The organism is Streptomyces sp. NPDC102258, assembly GCF_055584685.1.
Genome location: NZ_JBVJLO010000015.1, coordinates 97,248 through 120,072, shown reverse-complemented (window position 1 = coordinate 120,072; position 22,825 = coordinate 97,248). Strand labels below are relative to the sequence as shown.

19 protein-coding genes, 1 tRNA gene and 1 pseudogene are annotated in these 22,825 nt (G+C 74.1%); 11 read left to right on the top strand and 10 right to left on the bottom strand.

Annotated elements, in window-relative coordinates:
* Window positions 1-90 precede the first annotated feature (90 nt).
* Window positions 91-942 carry a LysR substrate-binding domain-containing protein gene (locus ACZ6ZT_RS24140; protein WP_469721946.1) on the bottom strand — a complete coding sequence of 284 codons (852 nt, stop codon included), beginning with the start codon at window positions 940-942 and terminating at the stop codon, window positions 91-93.
* 379 nt (window positions 943-1,321) lie between these two features.
* Here ACZ6ZT_RS24140 and ACZ6ZT_RS24135 point away from each other — a divergent pair, with 379 nt between their 5' ends.
* On the top strand, window positions 1,322-2,365 hold the full coding sequence (locus ACZ6ZT_RS24135) for a bile acid:sodium symporter family protein (RefSeq protein ID WP_469721945.1): 1,044 nt from the start codon (window positions 1,322-1,324) through the stop codon (window positions 2,363-2,365).
* Between the two features lie 18 nt (window positions 2,366-2,383).
* Window positions 2,384-2,800 carry a (2Fe-2S) ferredoxin domain-containing protein gene (locus tag ACZ6ZT_RS24130; protein ID WP_469722014.1) on the top strand — a complete coding sequence of 139 codons (417 nt, stop codon included), beginning with the start codon at window positions 2,384-2,386 and terminating at the stop codon, window positions 2,798-2,800.
* On the opposite strand, the gene fdhD is transcribed toward ACZ6ZT_RS24130, so the two are convergent.
* Window positions 2,797-3,672 (bottom strand): formate dehydrogenase accessory sulfurtransferase FdhD, encoded by an 876-nt coding sequence (gene fdhD / locus ACZ6ZT_RS24125; protein WP_469721944.1) that lies wholly within the window; start codon window positions 3,670-3,672, stop codon window positions 2,797-2,799. The genes ACZ6ZT_RS24130 and fdhD overlap by 4 nt on opposite strands.
* A 204-nt stretch (window positions 3,673-3,876) precedes the next feature.
* Between fdhD and ACZ6ZT_RS24120 the strand changes: the two genes are divergently transcribed.
* On the top strand, window positions 3,877-4,818 hold the full coding sequence (locus ACZ6ZT_RS24120; protein ID WP_469721943.1) for a beta-ketoacyl-ACP synthase III: 942 nt from the start codon (window positions 3,877-3,879) through the stop codon (window positions 4,816-4,818).
* Window positions 4,819-5,014: 196 nt separating this feature from the next.
* A tRNA-Leu gene (locus ACZ6ZT_RS24115) sits at window positions 5,015-5,102 on the top strand.
* A 356-nt stretch (window positions 5,103-5,458) separates the two neighbouring features.
* Here the strand turns inward: ACZ6ZT_RS24115 and ACZ6ZT_RS24110 are convergent.
* Both ACZ6ZT_RS24110 and ACZ6ZT_RS24105 read right to left on the bottom strand, forming a co-directional pair.
* Window positions 5,459-6,205, bottom strand: a pseudogene (locus ACZ6ZT_RS24110) (IclR family transcriptional regulator domain-containing protein); the annotation flags it as partial.
* 773 nt (window positions 6,206-6,978) lie between these two features.
* Complete coding sequence (locus ACZ6ZT_RS24105) at window positions 6,979-7,509, bottom strand: sigma-70 family RNA polymerase sigma factor (protein ID WP_469721942.1); 531 nt, start codon at window positions 7,507-7,509, stop codon at window positions 6,979-6,981.
* 468 nt (window positions 7,510-7,977) lie between these two features.
* Here ACZ6ZT_RS24105 and metG point away from each other — a divergent pair, with 468 nt between their 5' ends.
* Together metG and ACZ6ZT_RS24095 are read left to right on the top strand one after the other, a co-directional pair.
* Window positions 7,978-9,693 carry a methionine--tRNA ligase gene (gene metG, locus ACZ6ZT_RS24100; RefSeq protein WP_469721941.1) on the top strand — a complete coding sequence of 572 codons (1,716 nt, stop codon included), beginning with the start codon at window positions 7,978-7,980 and terminating at the stop codon, window positions 9,691-9,693.
* 158 nt (window positions 9,694-9,851) lie between these two features.
* On the top strand, window positions 9,852-11,081 hold the full coding sequence (locus tag ACZ6ZT_RS24095; RefSeq protein ID WP_469721940.1) for a glycosyltransferase 87 family protein: 1,230 nt from the start codon (window positions 9,852-9,854) through the stop codon (window positions 11,079-11,081).
* A gap of 23 nt (window positions 11,082-11,104) precedes the next feature.
* Here the strand turns inward: ACZ6ZT_RS24095 and ACZ6ZT_RS24090 are convergent, their stop codons facing one another.
* Both ACZ6ZT_RS24090 and ACZ6ZT_RS24085 read right to left on the bottom strand, forming a co-directional pair.
* A complete protein-coding gene (locus tag ACZ6ZT_RS24090) occupies window positions 11,105-11,773 on the bottom strand; it encodes a response regulator transcription factor (protein WP_469721939.1) in 669 nt (222 codons plus the stop codon).
* Window positions 11,761-13,011 (bottom strand): sensor histidine kinase, encoded by a 1,251-nt coding sequence (locus ACZ6ZT_RS24085; protein ID WP_469722013.1) that lies wholly within the window; start codon window positions 13,009-13,011, stop codon window positions 11,761-11,763. The genes ACZ6ZT_RS24090 and ACZ6ZT_RS24085 overlap by 13 nt, the downstream gene beginning before the upstream one ends.
* 319 nt (window positions 13,012-13,330) lie before the next feature.
* Between ACZ6ZT_RS24085 and ACZ6ZT_RS24080 the strand changes: the two genes are divergently transcribed.
* Window positions 13,331-13,870, top strand: a complete 540-nt coding sequence (locus tag ACZ6ZT_RS24080) for a hypothetical protein (protein ID WP_469721938.1) — start codon at window positions 13,331-13,333, stop codon at window positions 13,868-13,870.
* A 41-nt stretch (window positions 13,871-13,911) separates the two neighbouring features.
* Window positions 13,912-14,688, top strand: a complete 777-nt coding sequence (locus ACZ6ZT_RS24075) for a bestrophin-like domain (protein ID WP_469721937.1) — start codon at window positions 13,912-13,914, stop codon at window positions 14,686-14,688.
* Window positions 14,689-14,706: 18 nt separating this feature from the next.
* Here ACZ6ZT_RS24075 and ACZ6ZT_RS24070 read toward each other — a convergent pair whose 3' ends face one another.
* The 3 genes from ACZ6ZT_RS24070 to ACZ6ZT_RS24060 all read right to left on the bottom strand — a co-directional run bounded on the left by ACZ6ZT_RS24070 (window position 14,707) and on the right by ACZ6ZT_RS24060 (window position 17,184).
* The gene (locus ACZ6ZT_RS24070) at window positions 14,707-15,885 is read right to left on the bottom strand and encodes an MAB_1171c family putative transporter (RefSeq protein ID WP_469721935.1); all 1,179 of its coding nucleotides are present in this window, start codon (window positions 15,883-15,885) and stop codon (window positions 14,707-14,709) included.
* The gene (locus ACZ6ZT_RS24065) at window positions 15,882-16,451 is read right to left on the bottom strand and encodes a toxin-antitoxin system, toxin component (protein ID WP_469721934.1); all 570 of its coding nucleotides are present in this window, start codon (window positions 16,449-16,451) and stop codon (window positions 15,882-15,884) included. Before ACZ6ZT_RS24065 ends, ACZ6ZT_RS24070 begins: the two co-directional genes overlap by 4 nt.
* A 64-nt stretch (window positions 16,452-16,515) precedes the next feature.
* Complete coding sequence (locus ACZ6ZT_RS24060; protein ID WP_469721933.1) at window positions 16,516-17,184, bottom strand: helix-turn-helix domain-containing protein; 669 nt, start codon at window positions 17,182-17,184, stop codon at window positions 16,516-16,518.
* Between the two features lie 334 nt (window positions 17,185-17,518).
* On the opposite strand from ACZ6ZT_RS24060, the gene ACZ6ZT_RS24055 reads away from it, so the two are divergent.
* From ACZ6ZT_RS24055 to ACZ6ZT_RS24045, 3 genes are all read left to right on the top strand, one after another.
* Window positions 17,519-18,391 (top strand): helix-turn-helix domain-containing protein, encoded by an 873-nt coding sequence (locus ACZ6ZT_RS24055; RefSeq protein WP_469721931.1) that lies wholly within the window; start codon window positions 17,519-17,521, stop codon window positions 18,389-18,391.
* Window positions 18,392-18,641: 250 nt separating this feature from the next.
* Complete coding sequence (locus ACZ6ZT_RS24050; RefSeq protein WP_469721930.1) at window positions 18,642-20,000, top strand: 6-phospho-beta-glucosidase; 1,359 nt, start codon at window positions 18,642-18,644, stop codon at window positions 19,998-20,000.
* Window positions 20,001-20,091: 91 nt separating this feature from the next.
* Window positions 20,092-22,152 carry an MDR family MFS transporter gene (locus ACZ6ZT_RS24045; protein ID WP_469721928.1) on the top strand — a complete coding sequence of 687 codons (2,061 nt, stop codon included), beginning with the start codon at window positions 20,092-20,094 and terminating at the stop codon, window positions 22,150-22,152.
* A gap of 48 nt (window positions 22,153-22,200) precedes the next feature.
* Here ACZ6ZT_RS24045 and ACZ6ZT_RS24040 read toward each other — a convergent pair whose 3' ends face one another.
* Complete coding sequence (locus tag ACZ6ZT_RS24040) at window positions 22,201-22,755, bottom strand: nucleotide triphosphate diphosphatase NUDT15 (protein WP_469721927.1); 555 nt, start codon at window positions 22,753-22,755, stop codon at window positions 22,201-22,203.
* Window positions 22,756-22,825: the final 70 nt, after the last annotated feature.

Below are 22,825 nucleotides of genomic sequence, written 5' to 3'. Positions count from 1 at the left end.
CGGCACCCCTGTGGAAACCTCCACAAGATCCCTACGGGGGCGGGCGCGGGGGCGGCGGCCCGGGGTGACGGGTTCCCCGGCGGGGCCGGGTCAGACCGGCCGGCTCAGGCGGTCGGCGCCGCGCAGGACGGCCGCCGCGAGGGCTTCCGCCGCCGGGGCGGGGCGGCGCCCGTGGAGCAGGGCGAACTCCACCGGCCCCAGCTCCGGCAGGCCGCCCACCCGTACCAGGCCCGGCGGGATCAGGCCCCGGGTGTGCGCCATCACGCCGAGCCCCGCACGGGCCGCCGCGACCAGACCGCTCAGGCTGCCGCTGGTACACGCGATCCGCCAGGCCCGCCCGTCCCGCTCCAGCACCTCCAGCGCCCGCGCCCGGGTGATCCCCGGCGGCGGGAAGACGATCAGCGGCACCGGACGCTCCGGGTCCACCCGCAGCCCCTCCGCCCCGATCCACACCATCCGGTCCCGCCACACCAGCCGGCCCCGCTCGTCCCCGGGCCCGCGCCGCTTGGCCAGCACCAGGTCCAGTCGCCCCGCGTCCAGCCGTTCGTGCAGCGTGCCCGACAGCTCGACGGAGAGTTCCAGGTCCACCTCGGGGTGCTCGTGGCGGAACCCCTCCAGGATCTCCGGCAGCCGGGTGAGGACGAAGTCCTCGGACGCCCCGAACCGCAGCCGCCCGCGCAGCCGCGTGCCGGTGAAGAAGGCGGCGGCCCGCTCGTGCGCCTCCAGGATGGTCCGCGCGAACCCGAGCAGCGCCTCCCCGTCCTCCGTCAGCGCCACGCTGTGCGTGTCCCGGGCGAACAGCGGCCGCCCCGTCGCCGCCTCCAGCCGCCGCACGTGCTGGCTGACGGTGGACTGCCGTACGCCGAGCCGGGCCGCGGCCTGGGTGAAGCTCAGGGTCTGGGCCACGGTGAGGAAGGTCCGCAGCTGGACGGGGTCGTACATGGAGCCAGGGTAGGGCAGCCATCGTGTTACGTGATGGCAGTGAGTGCGGTGTACGGGTTTCCCGATGACCGTCCCACCGGCGAGCATGGAGGAGCCCTCCAGGCCCCGCCCCCGCACTTCGGGGGTGGCGACTTCGTTCGCGGAGCCACCGGCCCCACCCCGACCCAGCCGCCGGGGCGGGGCCATCGGCTCCTCAGGGCAGAGCTCCGGGTGTCCCGCACCGCCGGGCCCCCGGTCGGGGCCGCTGGTCCCGCCGCCTGCTACGGCCCGCCGCCGGAGCGGAACGGCCGCCCGCCCCGACGCGCCCACGGCCGGGCACCCTCCGGCCCCGCCCCGCCCCGCCCGCCGTCCCCGACCCCGCCCCGAGTGAGTGCCGCCCATGCGAAGTGCCCGTACCCGTCTCCCCGCCCGGCTGCCCCTGGACCCGTACGTACTGGCGCTGCTCGCCACCGTGGGCCTCGCCGCCCTCCTCCCGGCCAAGGGCGCCGCCGCCCCCGTCGCCGACGGCGCGTCCGTCGCCGCCGTCGCCCTGCTGTTCTTCCTCTACGGGGCCCGGCTCTCCACCCGGGAAGCCCTCGACGGCCTGCGCCACTGGCGGCTCCACCTCACCGTCCTGGCCTGCACCTTCGTCCTCTTCCCGGTACTCGGCCTGGCGGCCCTCCCACTGGCCCCCGGCCTGCTCGGCCAGCCGCTCTACAGCGGCCTGCTCTTCCTGTGCCTGGTCCCCTCGACCGTCCAGTCCTCCATCGCCTTCACCTCCATCGCCCGGGGCAACGTCCCCGCCGCGATCTGCGCCGGCTCCTTCTCCAGCCTCGCCGGCATCGTCCTGACCCCCCTCCTGGCCGCCGCCCGGCTCGGTGCCGACGCCGGCGGCTTCTCCAGCGGCTCCCTCCTCAAGATCGCCGTCCAGCTGCTGCTGCCGTTCCTCCTCGGCCAGGTCCTGCGCCACCGGATCGGCGGCTTCCTGACCCGGCACAAACCGCTGCTCGGCTACGTCGACCGGGGCTCGATCCTGCTCGTCGTCTACGCCGCCTTCAGCGCGGGCATGGCCGCCGGGGTCTGGCACCAGGTCGCCCTCCCGCGCCTCGGGGCCCTGCTGGTGGTGGAGGCCGTACTCCTCGCCGTGATGCTCCTGGTCACCTGGTACGGGGCCGGCCGGCTCGGGTTCGGCCGCGAGGACCGGATCGCCATACAGTTCGCCGGGTCCAAGAAGAGCCTGGCGGCCGGACTCCCGATGGCCAGCGTCCTGTTCGGGGCCCAGGCCGGCCTCGCGGTGCTGCCGCTGATGCTGTTCCACCAGATGCAGCTGATGGTCTGCGCGGTCCTGGCCCGCCGCCGCGCCCAGGATCCCCCGGTACCCGGCCCCCACCGAGTGGCCGAGGTCGCGCCCCCGGCTCAACACCCCACCGCCCGGGGCCGGTAACGTGCCCCGGTGACCTGGATACGCCCGCTCGCCGTCCGCGCCCCGCGCCCCTGCACCCTCGTGGTCTGCCGCGGCTGCTGCTGCGGGGATCCCCGTAAGAACCCCGGCACCGACCACGCCGGCCAGCTCGCCCGGCTGCGCGAGGCCGCCGCCGCCTCCGGGGGCCGGCTGGCCGTCCGCACCAGCGAATGCCTCGGACCCTGCGCCCAGGCCAACGTCATCGTCGTCCAGCCCACCAGCGAGGCCCGCGCCCGGGGCGCCCGGGCCACCTGGTTCGGCTGGGCCCTGGACGACACCGCGACCGACGAGGTCATCGCCTGGGCACTGTCGGGCGGCCCGGGCGCCACGCCCCTCCCGGCCACCCTGGAACTGCACCGCATCGACCCCCCGCAGCCGAAGCCGGTCCCGACACCACGCAAGGGCCGCCGGCGCTAGCCCCCGGCCCCGGCCCCCGCCGTCGCCGCCGGGCCCGGGCTCGTCGGCAGGACGACCCGCTCCTCGCCCGCGTACACGTTCATGTCCCGCCCCCGCAGGAACCCCACCAGCGTCAGCCCGGCCTCCACCGCCAGGTCCACCGCCAGCGAGGACGGCGCCGAGACCGCCGCCAGCACCGGGATCCCGGCCATGACCGCCTTCTGCGCCAGCTCGAAGGAGGCCCGCCCCGACACCAGCAGCACCGCCCCCTCCAGCGGCAGCCGCCCGGCCTGGAGCGCCCGGCCGACGATCTTGTCGACCGCGTTGTGCCGCCCCACGTCCTCCCGTACGTCGAGCAGCTCGCCCCCGGCCGTGAACAGCCCGGCCGCGTGCAGCCCGCCCGTACGGTCGAAGACCTTCTGCGCCGCGCGCAGCCGGTCCGGCAGCTCGGCGAGGAGCTCCGCCCGGACCCGTACGCCGTTCGCGGCCAGCCCCGGGAACCGGGTCGCCGTACGCACCGCGTCCAGGCTGGCCTTGCCGCACAGCCCGCAGGAGGAGGTGGTGTAGACGTTGCGCTCCAGCGTGATGTCCGGCACCGGCACTCCGGGCGCGAGCTGCACGTTGACCACGTTGTACGTGTTGGAGCCGTCCTCGGCCGCGCCCTCGCAGTAGGTCACGGCCCGGACGTCGGAGGCGTGCGCGAGCACGCCCTCGCTGACCAGGAAGCCCACGGCCAGCGCGAAGTCGTCGCCCGGCGTGCGCATCGTGATGGCCAGCGGCTTGCCGTTCAGCCGTATCTCCAGCGGCTCCTCCGCGACCAGCGTGTCGGGGCGCATGACGACCGCCCCGCCCCGGATCCGCACGACGCGGCGCCGCTCGGTGACCCGTCCCATGGCGATCAGCCACCCGTTCTGTCTTGGTCGTGCACCTGACGAGCACATTCTGTCGGATCCGCGGTGTGCGAGGCCCCCGGCAGCGAGTTGCTCGGAATTCTCCAAATTACGGTGCGTGAATACTGTCGGGTCACGCGCACCCGTACCGACCGGTAGCAGGCCAAGCTGGTTGATCCTGACCGTCTACAAAGGGGGACCCCGCCCATGACCGGTTCACGCGTGGTGGCGCTCGGGCACTACCAGCCCGCGAAAGTGCTCACCAACGAGGACCTCGCGGCCATGGTCGACACCAATGACGAGTGGATCCGGTCCCGCGTCGGCATCCGGACCCGCCACGTGGCCGGCCCCGAGGAACCGGTGGACGAGCTGGCCTACCAGGCCGCCGGCAAGGCCCTCGCGCACGCGGGTCTGAGCCCCGACGACATCGACCTCGTCCTGGTGGCCACCTCCACCGCCATCGACCGTTCCCCCAACATGGCCGCGCGCGTCGCCGCCAAGCTGGGCATGGGCGGCGGACCGGCCGTGATGGACATCAACGTGGTCTGCTCGGGCTTCACCCACGCCCTGGCCACCGCCGACCACGCGATCCGGGCGGGCGCCGCCCGCCGCGCCCTGGTCATCGGCGCCGACAAGATGACCGAGATCACCGACTACAGCGACCGCACCACCTGCGTGCTGACCGGCGACGGCGCCGGCGCGGCCGTGGTCGAGGCCTCCGCGGAGCCGGGCATCGGCCCGGTGCTGTGGGGCTCGGTGCCGGAGATGGGCCACGCGGTCCGCATCGAGGGCTCGCCCCCGGTCTTCGCGCAGGAGGGCCAGTCCGTCTACCGCTGGACCACCAGCCAGCTCCCGCCGCTCGCCCGCAAGGTCTGCGAGAAGGCCGGGATCACCCCCGAGGACCTGGCCGGGGTCGTCCTGCACCAGGCGAACCTCCGCATCATCGAGCCGCTCGCGGCCAAGATCGGCGCGGTGAACGCCGTCGTCGCCCGGGACGTCGTCGACTCCGGCAACACCTCCGCCGCCAGCATCCCGATGGCCCTCTCGAAGCTGGTCGAGCGCCGCGAGATCCCCTCGGGCGCCCCGGTCCTCCTCTTCGGCTTCGGCGGCAACCTCTCGTACGCCGGCCAGGTCATCCACTGCCCGTAACGCCCCGGCGGGCCCACCCCCGCCGCAAGGCGCCAGGCCACCCCGAGACGCCCCGTCTCGCCGACCCCGCAGCGTCATGCCCGCAGGTCAACGCGGCGAGTCCCGCGCTCCGGCCCCCCGGATAAGTGGTCGGAGCCCCCCCGATCCTTTGCTATTGTTGTCCATGTCGCCGCGGGAAACCGGGGCCGACCACCTGGTCCGGGTGGCGGAATGGCAGACGCGCTAGCTTGAGGTGCTAGTGCCCTTTATCGGGCGTGGGGGTTCAAGTCCCCCCTCGGACACCAGCAGGAACCCCATTTCGGTGGGGTTCTTTTGCGTTTCCGGGGTTCGGGCGCGCTCGCCTGCTCGTACCGGGCGCCGGTCACATGCGGAGGACCAACAGGGACTTCGGGGTGGGGAGGGTGTCCGGGGGGAGTTCTGTGTAGGTGTGGGGGAGGGTGAGGTGGGTGGGGTCTGGGTTGGCTTCGAAGAGGTAGGCCTTGGCGGTGGTGGGGTCGGTGACCAGGTGGGGGCCGTCCTGGGGGGTGGCGCGGGTCAGGGGGGTGCGGAAGAGGAGGCGCAGGGTTTCCGGGGTGATCCGCGTCGGTGGGGCGGGGGCCGTCTCCGGGGGTGGCGGGGGGTCCGGGGGGATGGCGCCGGAGAGGAGCAGGGCCAGGAGCACCGGGACCGCTTTGCGGCGCAGGGCCTCCGTGGCGGAGGGGAGCCGGTGCGCGTGGGCCGCGGGAAGGGAGAGCGCGAGGCTTCCGGCGGCGCCCCCGGCCGCGATCGGTACGGCCGCGCAGACGACGCCGGGGGAGTACTCGCGCAGGTCGAAGACGGGGGCGCCCGGAGCCACCGCGTCCAGGGTGGTGAAGAGGGTTCTGCTGTCGGTGATGGTCCGCGCGGTGAGCCGGGCCGGGCGGTGGCGGGCCACGTGGTCGGCGCGGCCGTGGTGGTCGAGCTGCGTCAGCAGGCACTTGCCGACCGCGCTGGCGTGCGCGGCGGCCCGGAAGTCCACCCACTCCCGCACCGGCGGGGCCCCCGGCCCGGCGGCCATCTGCGTGATGCGGACCTCTCCCTCCGCGTACCGGCTGAGGTAGACGGCGGCGCCCGCGCTGTCGCGGGCGAGGGCCAGGGTGCGCTGGAGCTGGCCGGCCAGGCTCGTGCCGCCCGGGCCGCCGAGCCGGTCCAGGGCCGGGCCGCGGGCGTACACCCCCGCGCCCGGGAGGTAGGCGTACTCCTCCTCGCACAGCATGGCCAGCAGCGGTCTGAGCGCCGCCTCGCTGAGGCCCGACTCGCGGGCGAGCCGGCCGGCCCGTACGCCCAGGGGGTGCCGCTCCAGGACGCGTACGACGGCCAGGGCGCGCCGCGCCTGCGCCAGGGCCTCGCCCGAGTCGGTCCGCACCACCGCCCGGCGTGCGGCGGAGGTCAGCGCGGGGTGGCGCAGCGGGCCCGGGTCCGGGCGGGGGCGGTGCGCCGGGAGCGGGAGCGGGAGCGGGGGCGGCGGCAGGAAGGCGCCGAGTACGGCCGGCAGCCCCGCCCGGGGCAGCGGTACCGGGCCCAGGTCGGGGTCGTCGCGCTGGTCCACGTACCGCAGGACGGCGGCCTGGGCGCACAGCCGGACCTCGCGCAGCTCGCGGCGCCCGCCCGGCCGGAAGCCGCGGCGGCCCAGCTCCCGCGCCCACAGCCGGGCGTCGTGGTGCTCGCCGCGGCGGGAGTGGTCGAGGAAGAGGCAGTACGCGGCGGGGGCGGTGCGCTGGATCCCGGCGCCCGCGGCGAACTGCCACCAGAAACGGGAGCCCTCGCGCAGGCCCGCGAGGTGCAGCAGGCAGCCGAAGACGACCGCGCCGGGCGGGTCGGCGTGGCAGCCGTCGACGAACCGGCCGAGGTCCTGCCCGGCGCGGGGGTCGCAGACGACGGCGAGGCAGGCGGCCTTGAGGTCACGGCGGGCGCGTTCGGAGTCGAGGGGGCGGTCCCGGGCCGGATCGCTCCAGCCGAAGGGGCGGCGCCGGTTGCGGGCGGCCGCCGCGGGGGCGCCCGGGGCCCGGGGGGTGCGCAGCAGCCGTGACTCGGCGGCGCCGAGGTCGTAGTGGGGGTAGCGGTCGCGCACACCGGCCCGGGCCAGGAACTCGGTCAGGGCGCGCGGCGGCCCGGCGGGCGGGCCGGTGTGCTCGCGGGGCCTCATGATCCGGCGGACGCGTCGAGCAGCCGGGCGAGGCGGCGGTGGGCCTGGCCCAGCTGCGAGCGGACGGTGGCCTCGTCGACGCCCATCACGGCGGCGGCCTCCCCCGGGGTGCACTGGAGCCCGTAGCGCAGGATCACCGTGTCGCGCTGGCGTTCGGCGAGGCGGGAGACCGCCGCGTAGAAGCGGATGGTGTCGGCGAGCACCTCGTACCGGTCGGCGTGGGCCTCTTTGAGGGCCGCCTCGAAGGCGGTGGTGTCCATCGGTTCGGCAGGCTGCCGGCGCGGGTCGCGCCGTAACTGCCCGTCGACGATGCGCTGTTTGAGCACGGTCCAGGCGTAGGCGTCGAGGCGGTCCATGTGCAGCATGCGGAGCCACTCGTCCATGATCGATTCGAAGGTGGCGTCCACGGCGTCCTCGGCGGCCGCGTCCGAGCCGAGCTGGAGGTACGCGAAGCGCATGTACTGGGGCCGTCGGTTGGTGTGGAACGCCCAGTACGACAGGCGTGCCGTCGGATCCCACTGGCTCATGGGCGTGGGCTGCCGCTTCCGGCTGGGCAGTCCCACGGCCCCACCGGACTCCTCCGGTCCGCCATCGTTCACCGTTCCCCACCTCATCCCCTGTACGGGTCCATGGAAGCAGCGCGGGCGCACTCGGAGGGCGCAGAGAGGAAACCTGGAAATATTACGTTCGGTGATGACCGGTTCGTGATCGATGCCGATCGCGGAGGGGGGCCCGACGGGGCGGCCCGAGCCGGTGCGGGCGCCTGTAGCATGGGCCCCTTGCGAGGGCCGTGACGCAGAGGTCACCGCCCTCCCTGTTTTTGCGCCGCGAGCGCAAGAGCGCGAGCGCCGGGACCACCCGGTGAAATGCGGGCGCGTGCCCTCCGGGCGGTTCGATACGATGAACCGCATCACCGTCCGTCACGGCACGCCGTCACGCATGGACCCGTACGAACCGTACGAACCGTACAAATGAAACGAATGGAGCATCCGAGGATGGCTCGTCACCTGATCACCAGCGCGCTTCCCTACATCAACGGGATCAAGCACCTGGGCAACATGGTCGGGTCGATGCTTCCGGCGGATGTGTACTCCCGGTACCTCCGCCAGCGCGGCCACGACGTCCTGTACATCTGCGCCACCGACGAGCACGGCACCCCCGCCGAACTCGCCGCCAAGGAGGCCGGGATCTCGGTCGCCGAGTTCTGCGCGCAGGCCCACGACGCCCAGAAGGCGGTCTACGACGGCTTCGAGCTGTCCTTCGACTACTTCGGCCGCAGCTCGTCCGCGCAGAACCGGGAGATCACCCAGCACTTCGCGCGCAAGCTCCAGGAGAACGGCTTCATCGAGGAGCGCGCGATCCGGCAGGTGTACTCGCCCGTCGACGGCCGCTTCCTGCCGGACCGCTACGTCGAGGGCACCTGCCCGCACTGCGGCTACGACAAGGCCCGCGGCGACCAGTGCGAGAACTGCACCCGCGTCCTCGACCCCACGGACCTGATCGAGCCCCGCTCGGCCATCTCCGGCTCCACCGAGCTGGAGGTCCGCGAGACCAAGCACCTCTTCCTGCGCCAGTCCGCGCTCCAGCACGAGGTCGAGGCCTGGGTCGCCGAGCACGAGGAGGAGTGGCCGCAGCTCGCCTCCTCCATCGCCCGCAAGTGGCTGACCGAGGGCCTGCACGACCGCGCGATCACCCGCGACCTCGACTGGGGCGTCCCGGTCCCCGCCGACACCTGGCCCGAACTGGCCGCCGAGGGCAAGGTCTTCTACGTCTGGTTCGACGCCCCGATCGAGTACATCGGCGCGACGAAGGAGTGGGCCGACCTCGACCCGGCGAACCGCGACTACCAGTCCTGGTGGTACGAGGCCGACGACGTCCGCTACACCCAGTTCATGGCCAAGGACAACGTCCCGTTCCACACGGTGATGTTCCCCGCCACCGAGCTGGCCACCCGCGAGCCGTGGAAGAAGGTCGACTACGTCAAGGCCTTCAACTGGCTGACGTACTACGGCGGCAAGTTCTCCACCTCCCAGAAGCGCGGCGTCTTCACCGACCAGGCGCTGGAGATCCTCCCGGCCGACTTCTGGCGCTACTTCCTCATCGCCAACGCGCCCGAGTCCGACGACTCGTCGTTCACGTGGGAGCACTTCGCGGCCACGGTCAACAAGGACCTGGGCGGCACCCTCGGCAACTTCGTCAACCGCGTGCTGACCTTCTCCCGCAAGAAGTTCGGCGACGAGGTCCCCGCGGGCAGCGCCGCCGGCGAGAGCGAGGCCAAGCTGGGCGAGCAGATCGCCGAGCTGCTGGCCGAGTACGAGGGCCACATGGAGTCCCTCCAGTACCGCAAGGCGGCCGCCGCGCTGCGCGCCCTGTGGTCGGCCGGCAACGCCTACCTGGACGAGAAGGCCCCCTGGCTGGAGGTCAAGACCGACCTGGACGGCGCCGCGCTCACCCTGCGCACCGCGATGAACCTCATCCACCTCTACTCGGTGGTCTCCGAGCCGTTCATCCCGGCCTCGGCGCGCGCCATGCGCTCCGCCTTCGAGCTCTCGGACGACACGGCGGCGTGGATCACCCCGGAGCGGGCCCGCTCCCTGGACGCCGTCCCGGCCGGCACGCCGTTCACCGTGCCGCCGGTGCTCTTCGCGAGGATCACCGAGGAGGACCTGGAGTCCTACCGCGAGCGCTTCGGCGGTTCCCCGGAGGCCTGACGGTCCCCGCACCCCGCACCCGGCTCCCCGAAGGGCGCGACCCGACCAGGTCGCGCCCTTCGGCGTTCCCGCCGGCGTCGCGGGTAGGGGAAACCCCACCACGAAGGCTCCGCCTGGGTGTGCAGACGGGGAGGGGGCCGCGCGGCTGGAATGGGCCCATGCCCCTGATCCCCGCCCCCCTTACGGCCCGACTCCCGCGCCCCGCCGCCGTTTCCGCCACCGTCCGGTGGACCGCCGGGTGGCTGCTCGCGGCCGCCTGGGCCCTGTCGTTCCCGCTGCTGTCCTCCCTCGGCCCGCACCGCCTGTGGGGGTGGTGCGCGGCCACCGGGTACCTGGCCGCCGCCGGGGCCACCCTGCTCGGCCGCCGCCGGGCGGCGCTGGGCGCGGCCCTGCTGGGAGCCGTCGCCGTACCGCTGCTGTACCTGGTCCTCACCGGACAGGGGCAGTCCGAGGTCGGCGTGATCGAACGGTCCGGGCGGCTCCTGCTGGCGTCCGGACGGCTTTACGTGGACCAGCCCGCCGGAGTCGGCGAGTACACCCCCTACCTGCCGGGCATGGCCCTCCTCGGCCTCCCGCGCGCCCTGCTGGGCGGCGGCGACGGCTGGGCGGTCCGGCTCCTCGGAGACGCCCGGATCTGGTGCGCGGCGGTGCTGTTCGCCGCCCTGTGGGCCGGCCGCCGGATGCTGGGCGGGCCCCCCTCGCCGCTGCTCCCGGTCCTGGTGGCCTCACCGGTGGTGGCCCTTCCGCTGGCGGTGAGCGGGGTGGACCTGCCGCTGGCGGGGCTGTGCTGCCTGGCGCTCGCGGCGGCCGTCTCGGGCCGCCCGGCGGCGTCGGGGGCGGCGCTCGCGGCGGCCTGCGCCCTCAAGTGGACGGCGCTGCCCGCGGTGGCGGTGGCCCTCGCCGTCCTCGCGGCCTGCCGGGGCGGCCGGGCGGCGGTGCGCTGCGCGGCGGTGGCGGCGGCGGGCACGGCGGCGCTGGTGCTGCCGGGAGCGCTGCTCCAGCCGGCGGAGCTGTGGCGGCAGGTGTTCGCGTTCCCGACGGGCCGGGCGGCGGTGGCGACCCCGGCGAGCAGCCCGCTGCCGGGGCACCTGCTGGCCGGACTCGGGCCGTGGGGCTGGCACCTGACGGTGGCCCTGCTGGCGCTCGGCGGCTTGGCGGTGGCGCTCTCGCTGTGGGCGCGGCCGCCGCGCACGCTCGTCGCCGCCGCCGACCGGCTCGCCCTCGGGCTGACCCTGGCCTTCCTGCTGGCCCCGGCGGGCCGCTTCGGGTACCTGGCCCTGCCGGTGCTGCTGGTGCTGTGGGCCCGCTCGACGGGCCCGCGGCCGGGGCCGTCCCGGATCGTGGCCCGTTCGGCCGCCGGGAGCCACCGTCCGGCGGGGGCCCGGTAGCGGCCGGGCGGCGGGACGGTGGCTCAGGTGGGGGCGTCGGTGCTGCCCCGCAGGTGGGCCAGGACGGCCAGGACGCGGCGGTTGCCCTCCGTCGGGTCCAGGTCCAGCTTCATGAAGATGCTGGACGCGTGCTTGACGACGGCCGCCTCGGTGACGAACAGCCGGGCCGCCAGCGCCTGGTTGTTGAGCCCCTCGGCCATCAGCGCCAGCACCTCGCGTTCGCGCGGGGTCAGGCGGCCCAGCGGCCGGTCCCGCTCGTCGCGGGGCGCGAGCAGCACCCGTACCACCTCCGGGTCGATGACGGTCTGGCCGCCGTGCACCCGTTCCAGGGCGTCGAGGAACTCCGTCACCTCACCGACCCGGTCCTTGAGCAGGTAGCCCAGCCCGGCCGCCGAACCGCCGCCGAACAGCTGGGCCGCGTACGCCGTGGCCACGTACTGGGAGAGCACCAGGACCGGCAGGGCGGGATCCTCCGCCCGGAGTTCGAGCGCCGCCCGCAGGCCCTCGTCGCGCAGTCCGGGCGGCATCCGCACGTCCGTGACGACCACGTCGGGCCGCTCGTCCCTCACCGCCCGCAGCAGCGCGGGGGCGTTGCCGACGGCGGCGAGGACCCGGTGGCCGCCCAGGGTCAGCAGCTCCGTCAGCCCCGCGCGCAGCAGGACGGAGTCCTCGGCGAGGATCACCCGGAGCACGGCACCTCCACGCGCAGCTGCGTCGGTCCGCCCACCGGACTGGTCACCGTCAGTCTGCCCCGCAACATCGCCACCCTGTCCGCGAGTCCGGCCAGGCCCGCCCCCGCGCCGGGATCGGCCCCGCCGCGGCCGTCGTCGCTGATGGTGAGGGTGAGCCGGTCGCCCTCGACCCTACCGGCGACGCCGATGTGCGTGGCACCGCTGTGTTTCGCGGCGTTGGCGAGGGCCTCGGTGACGGTGAAGTAGGCGGTGGTCTCCACGGGTTCGGGCAGCCGGGGCAGATGGGCCAGGTCCACCGTCACCGGCACCGGATGGCGCAGCGCCACCTCGGCGACGGCCGCCGCCAGCCCGTGGTCGGTGAGCACCTGGGGGTGGATCCCGCGTACCAGGTCGCGCAGTTGCTCCAGGGCGAGCTTCGCCTCGCCGCGTCCCCGCGCGACCAGCGCCGCGGCCGCCGCCGCCTCGGGGACCGCGCGCAGCCGCATTTCCGCCAGGCCCAGGGTCATGCTGAGCGCCACCAGCTGCTGCTGCGCACCGTCGTGCAAGTCGCGTTCGATGCGCCGCCGTTCGGCCTCGAAGGCCTCCACCAGCCGCACCCGTGACCGGGTCAGCTCCAGCACGCGGCCGTCCTCCTCGCGCGGGCCGAGCAGCAGCCGCGCCGCCTTCACCTGGGCTCCGGCGATCAGGGCGCCCGCGTACGCCGCCAGGACGAGCCCCGCCAGCCCGGCGGCCGTCCCGCCCAGGGCCTCCAGCGGGCCCGACACGGCCCGGCCGGGCACCAGCATCACCGGTTCCGGGGCGAGCGCCCACACGACGGCCGGGGAGGCCACCAGGAGCAGCGAGAACGCGACCAGGGCCAGCACCCCGAAGCCGGCCGCGCCGAAGACCGCCCCGAGCAGCGCGGCGTACCCCAGCTCCCGCCACGTGGCCCGCTCCCGCAACCGGGTCCGCAGCCAGGCGGCGGCGCCGGCCCCCGCGAGCGAGGTGTGCGGATCGGTGACGGGCACCGGCTCGATCCAGCGCAGGCGGCCCCGCTCCAGCTCCCCGAGCGGCACGGCGCCGGCCAGGACGGCGGTCAGCAGCAGCAGCCCGATCCCGGTGACCGCGAGCAGCACCCCGAGGCCGGTGAGCAGCACGAGCGCGACCAGCAGCGGGTAGCCGAGGAGGAACCCGCTCCCCAGGTAGGCCCAGCACCGCCACGGCCACCACGAGCCGAGGAACCGCAGGGGCCGCCGCATCACCGCCCACACGGCCACCGGGGGAGCGGGCGGGGCGGAGGAGGATGCGGACACGTGCTCCACCCTAAGGGAGGCGGCGCGAGCGCCGACGGGGCGTCACATCGTCCCGACCGGGCCCGGGAAGCCGCAGATCAGGATGGGCAGGGTGGCCAACGGCGGCCGGCCGGAGCGCGGGTAGCGGTCGCAGCCCGCCTTCGCGAGGGCGACGCCGCCGACGGTGACGGCCGTGACGGGGACCCGGAGGGCGTGTCGCAGGGGCGTTCTGATCGTTTCTTCAGCCGTAGGCCTCAGATCGGCTGCCGAAATCGGGAGGAGCGCGGTGACGGCTTGGCAGTACTTCGCCGGGGCGGGGCTGGTGGCGGCGCTCTGCCCGCTGCACGGTTACGTGGCGGTCGCGGGCGACGGCCACGGCCGGGGGGCGCGGGTCGACGTGTGCGTGCCGGGCGGGCATCCGCAGGCGCACCCCCCGTCGCCGTCCGGGACGCCGGAGCCGCCGGCCGTGGCCGGTCCCCCGCCCCGGGCCGGCCTGCCCACCGTGCGCCACCCGGGCGTCGCGCCCCGGCTCGGGGCGCCGGCCCCGCCCGCGCCCCCGGTGCCGCCGGCGGTGGCGCAGCCCGCACCGCCCGCGCCGGAGGCCGCGCCCGGACCGGAGCCGGTCCCGGCCGCCGCTTCCGCCCCGCCCGCGGTCAGGGCCGCCGCCGCGCGGGCGAGCGCCTTCCACGTACGTCCGTACCGTTCCGCGGCCCTGGAGCGGCGTAACCCGAACGGCCTGAGCACCATGGTGCTCATGGTGGTCGTCACCACCCCGGCCGTGCTCGCCGCCGCCGCGCTGCGCCCCCGCTCCAAGAGCCGCGGCTGAGGCACCGATGAACCCACGCATCCACGAACGGGAGATCCCTCGTGTCCGAATGGCTGGTCCTGGCCATCGCCATGGCGCTCGTCTGCGCCGTCGTCCTCACCATCACCACGATCCGGCACCGCCGGGTCGCGGCCGACGAGGACACCAGCGAAACCCCTGACGTCATCGAGTACATGACGATGATGGTCGGCGTGGTCTACGCGATCGTCCTGGGCCTGGCCATCGCCGGAGTCTGGGAGGCGCGCGGCTCGGCCGAGGACAGCGTGCGCCGCGAGGCGCAGTCCCTGTACGAGGTCACCCAGCGCGCCGACGTCTACCCGGTGCCCGTCCGCGACCGGATCCGCGGCGAGGTGGACGCGTACGTCTCCCACACCGTCAGCGTGGACTGGCCGCGGCTGGTCTCCGGGCAGGCCGCCTCCGAGGAGGGCGCCCAGCTGCTCGGCAAGCTGCGCGGCGACGTCACCCACCAGAGTCCGGCCAATGAACTCCAGGCCCAGGCCTACCAGCCGCTGCTGGACCACATCGCGGCGGCCGACGACGCCCGCCACTCCCGCACCCAGAGCGACGAGTCCACCCTGCCGGGCGTGGTCTGGTTCGGACTGGTGGTGGGCGGCCTCGTCACCATCGGGCTGATCTTCACCCTGCAGATCCGGCGCTCGGGCCGGGAACTGCTGCTGGCGGGCCTGTTCAGCGCGCTGATCGTCTTCCTGCTGTTCATGGTGTGGAGCTTCGACGCCCCCTACGGGCGGGAGGGCACCGATTCCGCCGGGCCCTTCCAGGACCTGTTCCCGGCCGTGACGGTGACCGCCTCGCGCTGAGACCCGGCGGCCCCGCCGTCAGGTGACGGACAGCGCCGCCTGGCGCCGGGCCGCCGCCACCACCGGGGAGTGCCGCAGGGCGTCGGAGATCCGGACGAGGTCGCGGGGGCCGTCGGCCGCCACCAGCACCTGCTCGCCGTCCCCGGCCGCGTCCGCCGTCCCCTCGGGGGCGGCGGCGCTCGTGCGTACGGCCGCCGCGACCATCGCCGCGTCCGCCACGGCGCGGGCCGTCTCCTCGTCCGCCCCGGCCGCGCGGGCCCGCTCGTACGCGGAGTCGCGGTGGCGGCGGTCGAAGCAGGGGCCGAGCCGCAGGAAGCCGTCGTGGATGTCGGACTCCCGCTGGATCACCCGGATCTCGGCCGGGGACCACCAGGACATCCGCACGCACGGGGTGCCCGGGGCGATGCTGCGCACCTCGTGCCACAACGCGCCGAGGCGCCGGTACGTCGTCCAGGTCCGCCAGCTGTCCGACACCCGCTGGCACACCAGCGGCAGGACGAAGCCGACCGCGCTGACCAGCGCCGCGGCGGAGGCCAGCGGCGGGGCCACGTAGGTGCTGAGGAAGTCCAGGTCGTGGCCGAGCCAGCGGGCGCCGACCGCGGAGATCTTCGTGGCGTCGTAGGTGAGGCTGATGGAGTACCCGGACACGATGATCACCAGCCCGGCCCGCAGCCAGCCGCGGACCTGGACCGACCAGCCCCAGCACATCGCGACCATCGTCACGGCGGCCACGTTGTGCGCCAGCAGGTAGGCGACGATCATCAGCCGGACGTAAGGGGTGTTCGCGTAGTACGTGTCGAAGTCGCGCAGCCGCTCGACGGGTGTGTCGCCGAGGACCGCGAACACCACGATCGCCACGATCACCACGGAGTAGCCGGTGATCCAGCGCAGCGTCGTGCGCCGGATCTCCGCCGCCGGGCCGCCGCGCCAGTTGAACATCAGGATCAGGCAGGACGCGCTGAAGGCCGTCATCAGGCAGTACACCAGCGGCGCCGAGAAGTTGGGGATCCCGGTCCAGCGGTTGACGGCCGCGATGGTGGGCGGGGCGGCGAAGGTGAACACCGCCGTGGCCAGGACCAGCAGGACGCAGACCGACCGCAGGAGCGGATCGCGCCAGTGGGTGCGCAGGGCCGGCAGCTTGGCGACGAGGGAGACCGCCATCGCCACTGCCGGGATGTAGTAGTCCTGTCCGTTCAACGGTCGTTCCTGTGCCCCCGGTAGCCGAGGGAGGTCTCGATGCGGCCCGCCAGCTCGTCCCGCTGGGCCGGCGCCCGCAGGCCGGAGGACCCGGCCAGCCAGGTGCGGCAGCGGCTGCCCAGCAGGAGGCCGAAGGTCTCGGCCTCCGTCTCCTCCTGGACGTCGGCACGGGTGCGCGCCGCGACGCTGCGCACGGTCTCGCGGACCGTCTCGCCGAGGTCGGCGTCGTCGGCCAGGAGGCGTGCGGCGACGGCGGCGCCGTCGACGTGGTGGCTGCAGTGGCCCGCCTTCATGTGCCACAGCTCGTGGCCCAGGATCACCAGCTGGTGGTCGGGTGCCGTGCGTTCCTCGATGACCACCAGGTCGCGGTCCGCCATGTCGAGCCAGAGCCCGCTGGCCGTCCCCTGCGGGAAGGCGGCCATCCGGAACTCCACCGGGCGCCCGCGGTGCCGGCTCATGCCCTCGCAGAGGGCGGCGTAGAGGTCCAGGGGCTCCACGGGGGCGGGCAGCTTGAGGCCGGCCACCAGTTCCCCGCACAACCGCCGCTGCGCTCTGCCTATGCTCACCGTTCTCCCCGTCGGCGCGGATCCGGATCAGGACTCAAGGATCAGATCCAGACTTTCGACTGGGTCATGATTCGTTCGGTTTGACGCTTTCGAGAAGCATGTCCAGCCATTCGGTCACCTTGTCCCGGTGCTTGTCGCTGGGCAGTTGGGCGGCGCGCCAGGCGATGCCCCGCACACCGTGGTTCTGCAGGAGTCTTGCCAGCGGATCGCCTGCCGAAGCGGCCTCGGGGGTCACGGTCTGCCGTTCGCGCGCCGCGAAGTCCTGGAGGAGCTGCTGCTCGGTCCGCTGGAGCGCGTCGGTGAGGGCGTCGGCGTCGTGGGCGGTGAGGAAGCCCGCGTGCACCCCGAAGAAGCGCTGGATCGCGTCACAGTGCTCCATGGTGGGGCGGCGGTCGCCGTTGATCAGGGCGCCCGCCTGCTGGCGGGACATGCCCGCGCCGTCCGCGATCTCCTGCTGGGTGTAGCGGCGGCCGTTGGGCTTCACCCGGGTGCGCCGCAGCAGGTCGAGGCGCTGGAGGAAGCGCGCCTGGAGATCGGGTTCGCCGGCCGGGCGGCCGTCGAGCAGGGTCTTGATCACGTCTGTCGGGACCCCGGAGGCCTCCGAGAGCCGCCGCAGGTCGAAGACCTGGTTGCGAGTTCGGCCCAATTTGTTCGCGAGTTCGGCGACCCGCGTGACGGTCGCTGCCAGGGGCGCGTTGGCCACCGCGACGGGAGCCGGGAAGCCGTCTGTCACCAGTGGTTCTCCTAGATCGCGCGAGGTCAGTGGGCACGGGGTCGGCCTCAGGGAATCTATCCGGTCTGCCTCGGGAGAGCTAGAACTTGCCACAGCTGTGGCGGGAATGAGCTGTCGCGAGGCTGGAATTGCCACAATAGTTGACACTCGAATGAAGTCGGTAGCAGGATCGCCACACGGAAATGAAGATCCAGACCGTGAGGAGGGGGAGCTCTCGGTGCCACATCTCGCAGCGGTGGGCCCGTCTGATGGCCTCGTCCGAGCCGGTGAGGAACGCCTGGCGGGCGAGGAGTCCGTCCGTGGCGCAGTGCGGTCGGAGCGACGCAAGGAGATTTTGCGCCAGCGCCGCGAGGAGCTGGGCCTGAGCCAGGAGGACCTCGCGTCCCGCCTGCGCATCAGCGTACGTGCGTACGGGAACTGGGAGCGCGGGCTCGTCAAGGAGTGGACGGACCGCAAGCTCCTCGCCCTGGCCGAGGCCTTGGAGATGAGCGAGCGGCAGTGCTTCTGGCTGTTCCGGGTCATGGTCGACCGGGACCCGCCGCCCACCTGGCGCGCGGCCGAGGAGAACCGGCTGCCCCAGGACCCGGCCCAGCGCGACTACCTGTGCGACTACGCGGCCCTGATGGAGGCCGTCCCGTACCCGAGCTTCCTGGTGGACCACCGCTGGGACGTCGCGCTCACCAATTCGGCCTTCGACCGGCTGTTCCAGTCGGTGCGCCCGCATCCGACGGCCCTGCCGGACGACAACTTCCTGCGCTTCGTGCTGTTCCACCCGGACGCCGCGGCCGTGCTGGAGGACCACGAACCGGCCTGGTGCGTACCGCTGCTGGCCCAGTTCGCGACCGCGCTCGCCGCCGCCCCCGAGGACGAGGGACTGCGGAGCATCCGTCAGGAGGTGGCCCGTGACCCGTTCATGGAGGCGGCCTACCGGTACGGGGTCCCGCACTGGCTGAGCACCCACGGGGAGGCGGCCGCCGAGCAGGACGGCGCCGTGCGGACGGTCCGTCACCCCGACCCCGGGTACGGCGTCGTGCGGTGCCGGATGGTGGCGGAATCCAGCCGGATGCTGGAGGGCATGGGACTCACCCGGATCACCCTGGTGCTGTCCGCCCCGCAGGGCGTGCCCTCGGGTCCCGTGCGCGGTGGCACCGCGTTCCCGCAGCAGCAGGGGGCGCGGCTGCGGGCCGTGCCGTCGCCGGTGGAGTGAGCGGGCGGGGGACACTGGTCCCCTGAAGCGGTGCCGCGGGGCGTGTGCCGCCGGGGCGTCGCGTGCAGCGGTGTCGGATGCCACGATCCGCGTCATCGGCCGGATGTCACCGATCGTGGCATCCGGTGCGGGTGGTGCTGATGGTGCGGGCGGTGCGGCGCGGGTGGTCTGCCCCTGTCCGCGGGCTCGTACTCCGTGGCCCGGCGCGTGGTCCGTGGCACCGGTCGTGACGGCGAAAGGCGGTAAGGGCGTGCGGTTGACCATCCTCGGCGGGGGCGGATTCCGTGTTCCGCTCGTCTACGGAGCCCTCCTCGGGGACCGCGGCGAGGGCAGGGTGTCCCATGTGACGCTCTACGACGAGGACCCCGGCCGGCTCACCGCCATGGCCCGCGTCCTCGCCGACCAGGCCGCGGCGGCGGGCTCGCACGGGGCCCCCTCCGTCACCGCCACCCGGGACCTGGACGAGGCCCTGCGCGGCGCCGACTTCGTCTTCTCCGCCCTGCGCGTCGGCGGGCTGGAGGGCCGCGCCGCCGACGAGCGGATCGCCCTGGCCGAGGGGGTGCTGGGCCAGGAGACGGTCGGCGCGGGCGGGATCGCGTACGGCCTGCGGACCGTTCCCGTGGTGCGCGAGATCGCCCGCAGGATCGCCCGTACGGCCCCGGACGCGTGGGTCATCAACTTCACCAACCCGGCCGGAGTGGTCACCGAGGCCATGGCCGAGGTGCTCGGCGACCGGGTCATCGGGATCTGCGACTCGCCGGTCGGGCTCGGCCGCCGCATCGCCCGGCTGCTCGGCGTCCGCCCGCAGGACGCCTGGATCGACTACGTCGGCCTCAACCACCTGGGCTGGGTACGGGGCCTGCGCGTCGCCGGCCGGGACGAACTGCCCCGGCTGCTGGCCGACGAGCGGGCGCTGGAGTCCTTCGAGGAGGGCCGGCTCTTCGGAGCGCCGTGGCTGCGCTCGCTCGGCGCGGTCCCCAACGAGTACCTGCACTACTACTACTTCAACCGGGACACCGTCCGCGCCTACCAGGAGGCGAAGCGGACGCGCGGCGCCTTCCTGCGCGACCAGCAGCACGCCTTCTACGCCGAGACCGGCCGGGAGGCGGGCGGCGCCGCCGGGGATGCGCTCGCCGCCTGGGACCGGACGCGGGCCGAGCGCGAGGCCACGTACATGTCGGAGAACCGCGAGGTGGCGGGCGCCGGCGCGCGCGAGGACAGCGACCTGGAATCCGGCGGGTACGAGAAGGTCGCCCTCGCCCTGATGCGGGCCATCGCGCGCGACGAGCGGGCCACCCTCATCCTCAACGTCCGCAACCGCGGCACCCTGGCGGTGCTCGACGACGAGGCGGTGATCGAGGTGCCCTGCCTGGTCGACGCCAACGGCGCCCACCCCGTGTCCGTGGACCCGCTGCCGCTGCACGCGGTGGGGCTGGTCACCTCGGTCAAGGCGGCCGAACGGGAGGTCCTCGCCGCCGCCGCGAGCGGGTCCCGGGCCGACGCGGTGAAGGCCTTCGCGCTGCATCCGCTGGTGGACTCGGTGACGGTGGCCCGGCGGCTGCTGGAGGAGTACGCGGCGGAGCACCCGGGTCTGGCCTACCTGCGCTGAGGGGGCCGGTCGCGTACGGCCACCCGCGTACGTTCACCCGTACGGCGGCTTGCGGCATGCGGGGGCGGGGGCGCGCTGTGACAGTGCGAGAGTGACCACAGCCACCGTCCCGGCCGCCGCGCCGCCCGTGATCGACCGGCGGCGGCGCAACGTCATCTTCGGCACGATCATGCTGGGCGTGCTGCTGGCCGCACTCGACCAGACCATCGTCGGCACCGCCCTGCCCACCATCGTCGCGGACCTGGGCGGGGCGGCCCACATGTCGTGGGTGGTGACCGCGTACCTGCTCGCGGAGACCGTCGCGACGGTACTGGTGGGCAAGTTCGGCGACCAGTTCGGGCGCAAGCTCGTCTTCCAGATCTCCGCCATCGTCTTCATCACCGGCTCGTTCCTCTGCGGCCTCGCCGGCAACATGACGATGCTCATCCTGTGGCGGGGCGTGCAGGGCGTCGGCGCCGGCGGTCTGATGGTCACCTCGATGGCGCTGATCGCGGACGTGGTGCCGCTGCGCGAACGCGGCAAGTACCAGGGCGCCATCGGGGCGGTCTTCGGCGTCGCGACGGTCATCGGTCCGCTGTTGGGCGGCCTCTTCACCGACCACCTGAGCTGGCGCTGGGCCTTCTACGTCAACGTCCCGATCGCGATCCTGGTGGTCATCGCGGCCGCCCGTACGATCCCCTCGGTACGGGCCGCCGGACGGCCCGTCATCGACTACCCGGGCATCGCGTTGGTCACGGTCGGCGCCAGCGCGCTGATCCTGGCCACCAGCTGGGGCGGGAACGAGTACGCGTGGAGCTCTCCCGTCATCATCGGCCTGTTCGCGGGCGGCGCGCTGGCCCTGGCCCTGTTCTGCCTGGTGGAGACGCGGGCCGCCGAACCGATGCTGCCGATGCGGCTCTTCCGCAACCCCGTCTTCTCCGTGTGTTCGGTGCTGAGCTTCGTGGTCGGCTTCGCCATGCTCGGCGCGATGACCTTCCTGCCGACCTACCTCCAGTACGTGGACGGCAACTCGGCCACCGTCTCCGGCGTACGGACGCTGCCGCTGGTCATCGGGCTGCTCATCGCGTCCGTCTTCAGCGGCAACGTCACCGGCAAGACGGGGCGCTACCGGATCTTCCCGATCGTCGGCAGCGCGGTCATGGGTGTCGGGCTGTACCTGCTGTCGCGGATGGGGCCGCAGACCGGGGCCTGGCTGGAATCGCTGTACATGTTCGTGCTGGGCGTCGGGATCGGCCTGTGCATGCAGGTGCTCACCATCGCCGTGCAGAACACCGTCGACTACGCGGACCTCGGCACGGCCACCTCCGGCGTCACTTTCTTCCGTACGCTCGGCAGCGCCTTCGGGACCGCCGTCTTCGGGACGATCTACGCCAACAGCCTGGAGCCCGCGCTGAAGGCGGGCGTCGCCGAGGCCGCCCGGGCCATCGGGGCGGATCCGGCGGCCCTGAGCGCCGCCGCGCAGAGCCCGCAGGGGGTGCTCGGGCTGGATCCGGCGGCCGCCGGGCCGGTCATCGCCGCGTACGCCGAGGCCCTGCACACCGTGTTCCTGTGGACGGTGCCGGTGGCCGCCGTCGGCTTCGTCGTCGCCCTCTTCCTCAAGCAGGTGCCGCTGCGCGACAGCGCCCGCGCCGCGTCCACGGACATGGGCGACGGGTTCGGCTCGCCGGTCACGGCCTCGGGGGATTCGGCCACACTGCTGGAGCTGGCGGTCGGCCAGCTCGTACGGACCATGGGGCCCGATACGGCGCGCGGGATCGTCGACGGCTCGGACACGCGGCTGGACATCGCGGGCGCGTGGGCCGTGATGCAGGTGGACCTGCTGACGCGGACGGTCGGCCACGCCAGCCTCGGCCTGGTCGCGGCGCGGTGCTCGCTGCCGCCCGAGGTGCTCCTGCCGGTCTTCGACCGGATGTCGGAAGAGGGCTTCCTGACCCGGCAGAACGGTTACTTCGCGCTGACGCGGGCGGGGGAGCGGGAGGCGGGGGTGATCTCGGAGGCGTGGGCGCGGTGGCTCGGCGACCGGCTGGAGCAGGACCGGGGGCGGCCGCGCAGCGCCGAGCTGCGGGTGGCGGCGGACGCGATCGCGAAGCGGCTGCTGGCGGAGGACCTGCGCGAGGGCAACTTCGCGCCACGGCTGGCGGCGCGGGGGTAGGCGGTGGGCGGGGGTCGTGCTGACCCCCGGTTCCGCCTACGGGTGGGCCTACGGGGTGTGCAGCGCGACCGTCGCGCCCGCCGGGTCCGTCGGGTAGTCGTACGAGGGCACGTACGGCAGCATCGGGAGGTCCGGGCGCCAGGTGCGGAGCACGGCGGCCGTGGGCGGGTAGAGGGCGGCGGGTACCTCGGCCGGGGAGAACCACTCCCAACGGGCGATCTTGTGCGGCTCGGTGACGGTGGGACTGCCCTTGGCGGTCCGGGTGACGGCGGCGGCGGTCAGCCGGGTCAGGCCGGAGGCGGCGTCGATCTGGACCGCGAGGACCTCGATGCCCCCGGGGTCGGCCCGCAGATCCGTTTCCTCGGCGAGTTCGCGGGCGGCGGCCTGCTCGAAGCCCTCGCCGGGGTCGACCTTGCCGCCGGGCAGCTCCCAGCGGCCGTCGTGGGCCTGGCCGAGCAGGACCCGGCCGTCGTCGCCGAGCACGATCAGTCCGACGCCGACGACGGCGTTGGGCTGCGGGACGGCTCGTACGGTCTGCGCGGTCTGCGTGGTCCGCCCGGCCTGCGTGGTCTGCCCGTTCTGGTTCTGGTCTTCGGTAGCCATGGCTCCATTTGCCCGGCCGGTGCGACGGTTTGTCAAACCCCGGAGGTGTGCGGGGCCATCGGGGGGAAGG

Coding starts and splice junctions, on each gene's coding strand:
- ACZ6ZT_RS24140 (WP_469721946.1), bottom strand. CDS start 942: ATGTACGACCCCGTCCAGCTGCGGACCTTCCTCACCGTGGCCCAGACC.
- ACZ6ZT_RS24135 (WP_469721945.1), top strand. CDS start 1,322: ATGCGAAGTGCCCGTACCCGTCTCCCCGCCCGGCTGCCCCTGGACCCG.
- fdhD (WP_469721944.1), bottom strand. CDS start 3,672: ATGGGACGGGTCACCGAGCGGCGCCGCGTCGTGCGGATCCGGGGCGGG.
- ACZ6ZT_RS24120 (WP_469721943.1), top strand. CDS start 3,877: ATGACCGGTTCACGCGTGGTGGCGCTCGGGCACTACCAGCCCGCGAAA.
- ACZ6ZT_RS24105 (WP_469721942.1), bottom strand. CDS start 7,509: ATGAGCCAGTGGGATCCGACGGCACGCCTGTCGTACTGGGCGTTCCAC.
- metG (WP_469721941.1), top strand. CDS start 7,978: ATGGCTCGTCACCTGATCACCAGCGCGCTTCCCTACATCAACGGGATC.
- ACZ6ZT_RS24095 (WP_469721940.1), top strand. CDS start 9,852: ATGCCCCTGATCCCCGCCCCCCTTACGGCCCGACTCCCGCGCCCCGCC.
- ACZ6ZT_RS24085 (WP_469722013.1), bottom strand. CDS start 13,011: ATGCGGCGGCCCCTGCGGTTCCTCGGCTCGTGGTGGCCGTGGCGGTGC.
- ACZ6ZT_RS24040 (WP_469721927.1), bottom strand. CDS start 22,755: ATGGCTACCGAAGACCAGAACCAGAACGGGCAGACCACGCAGGCCGGG.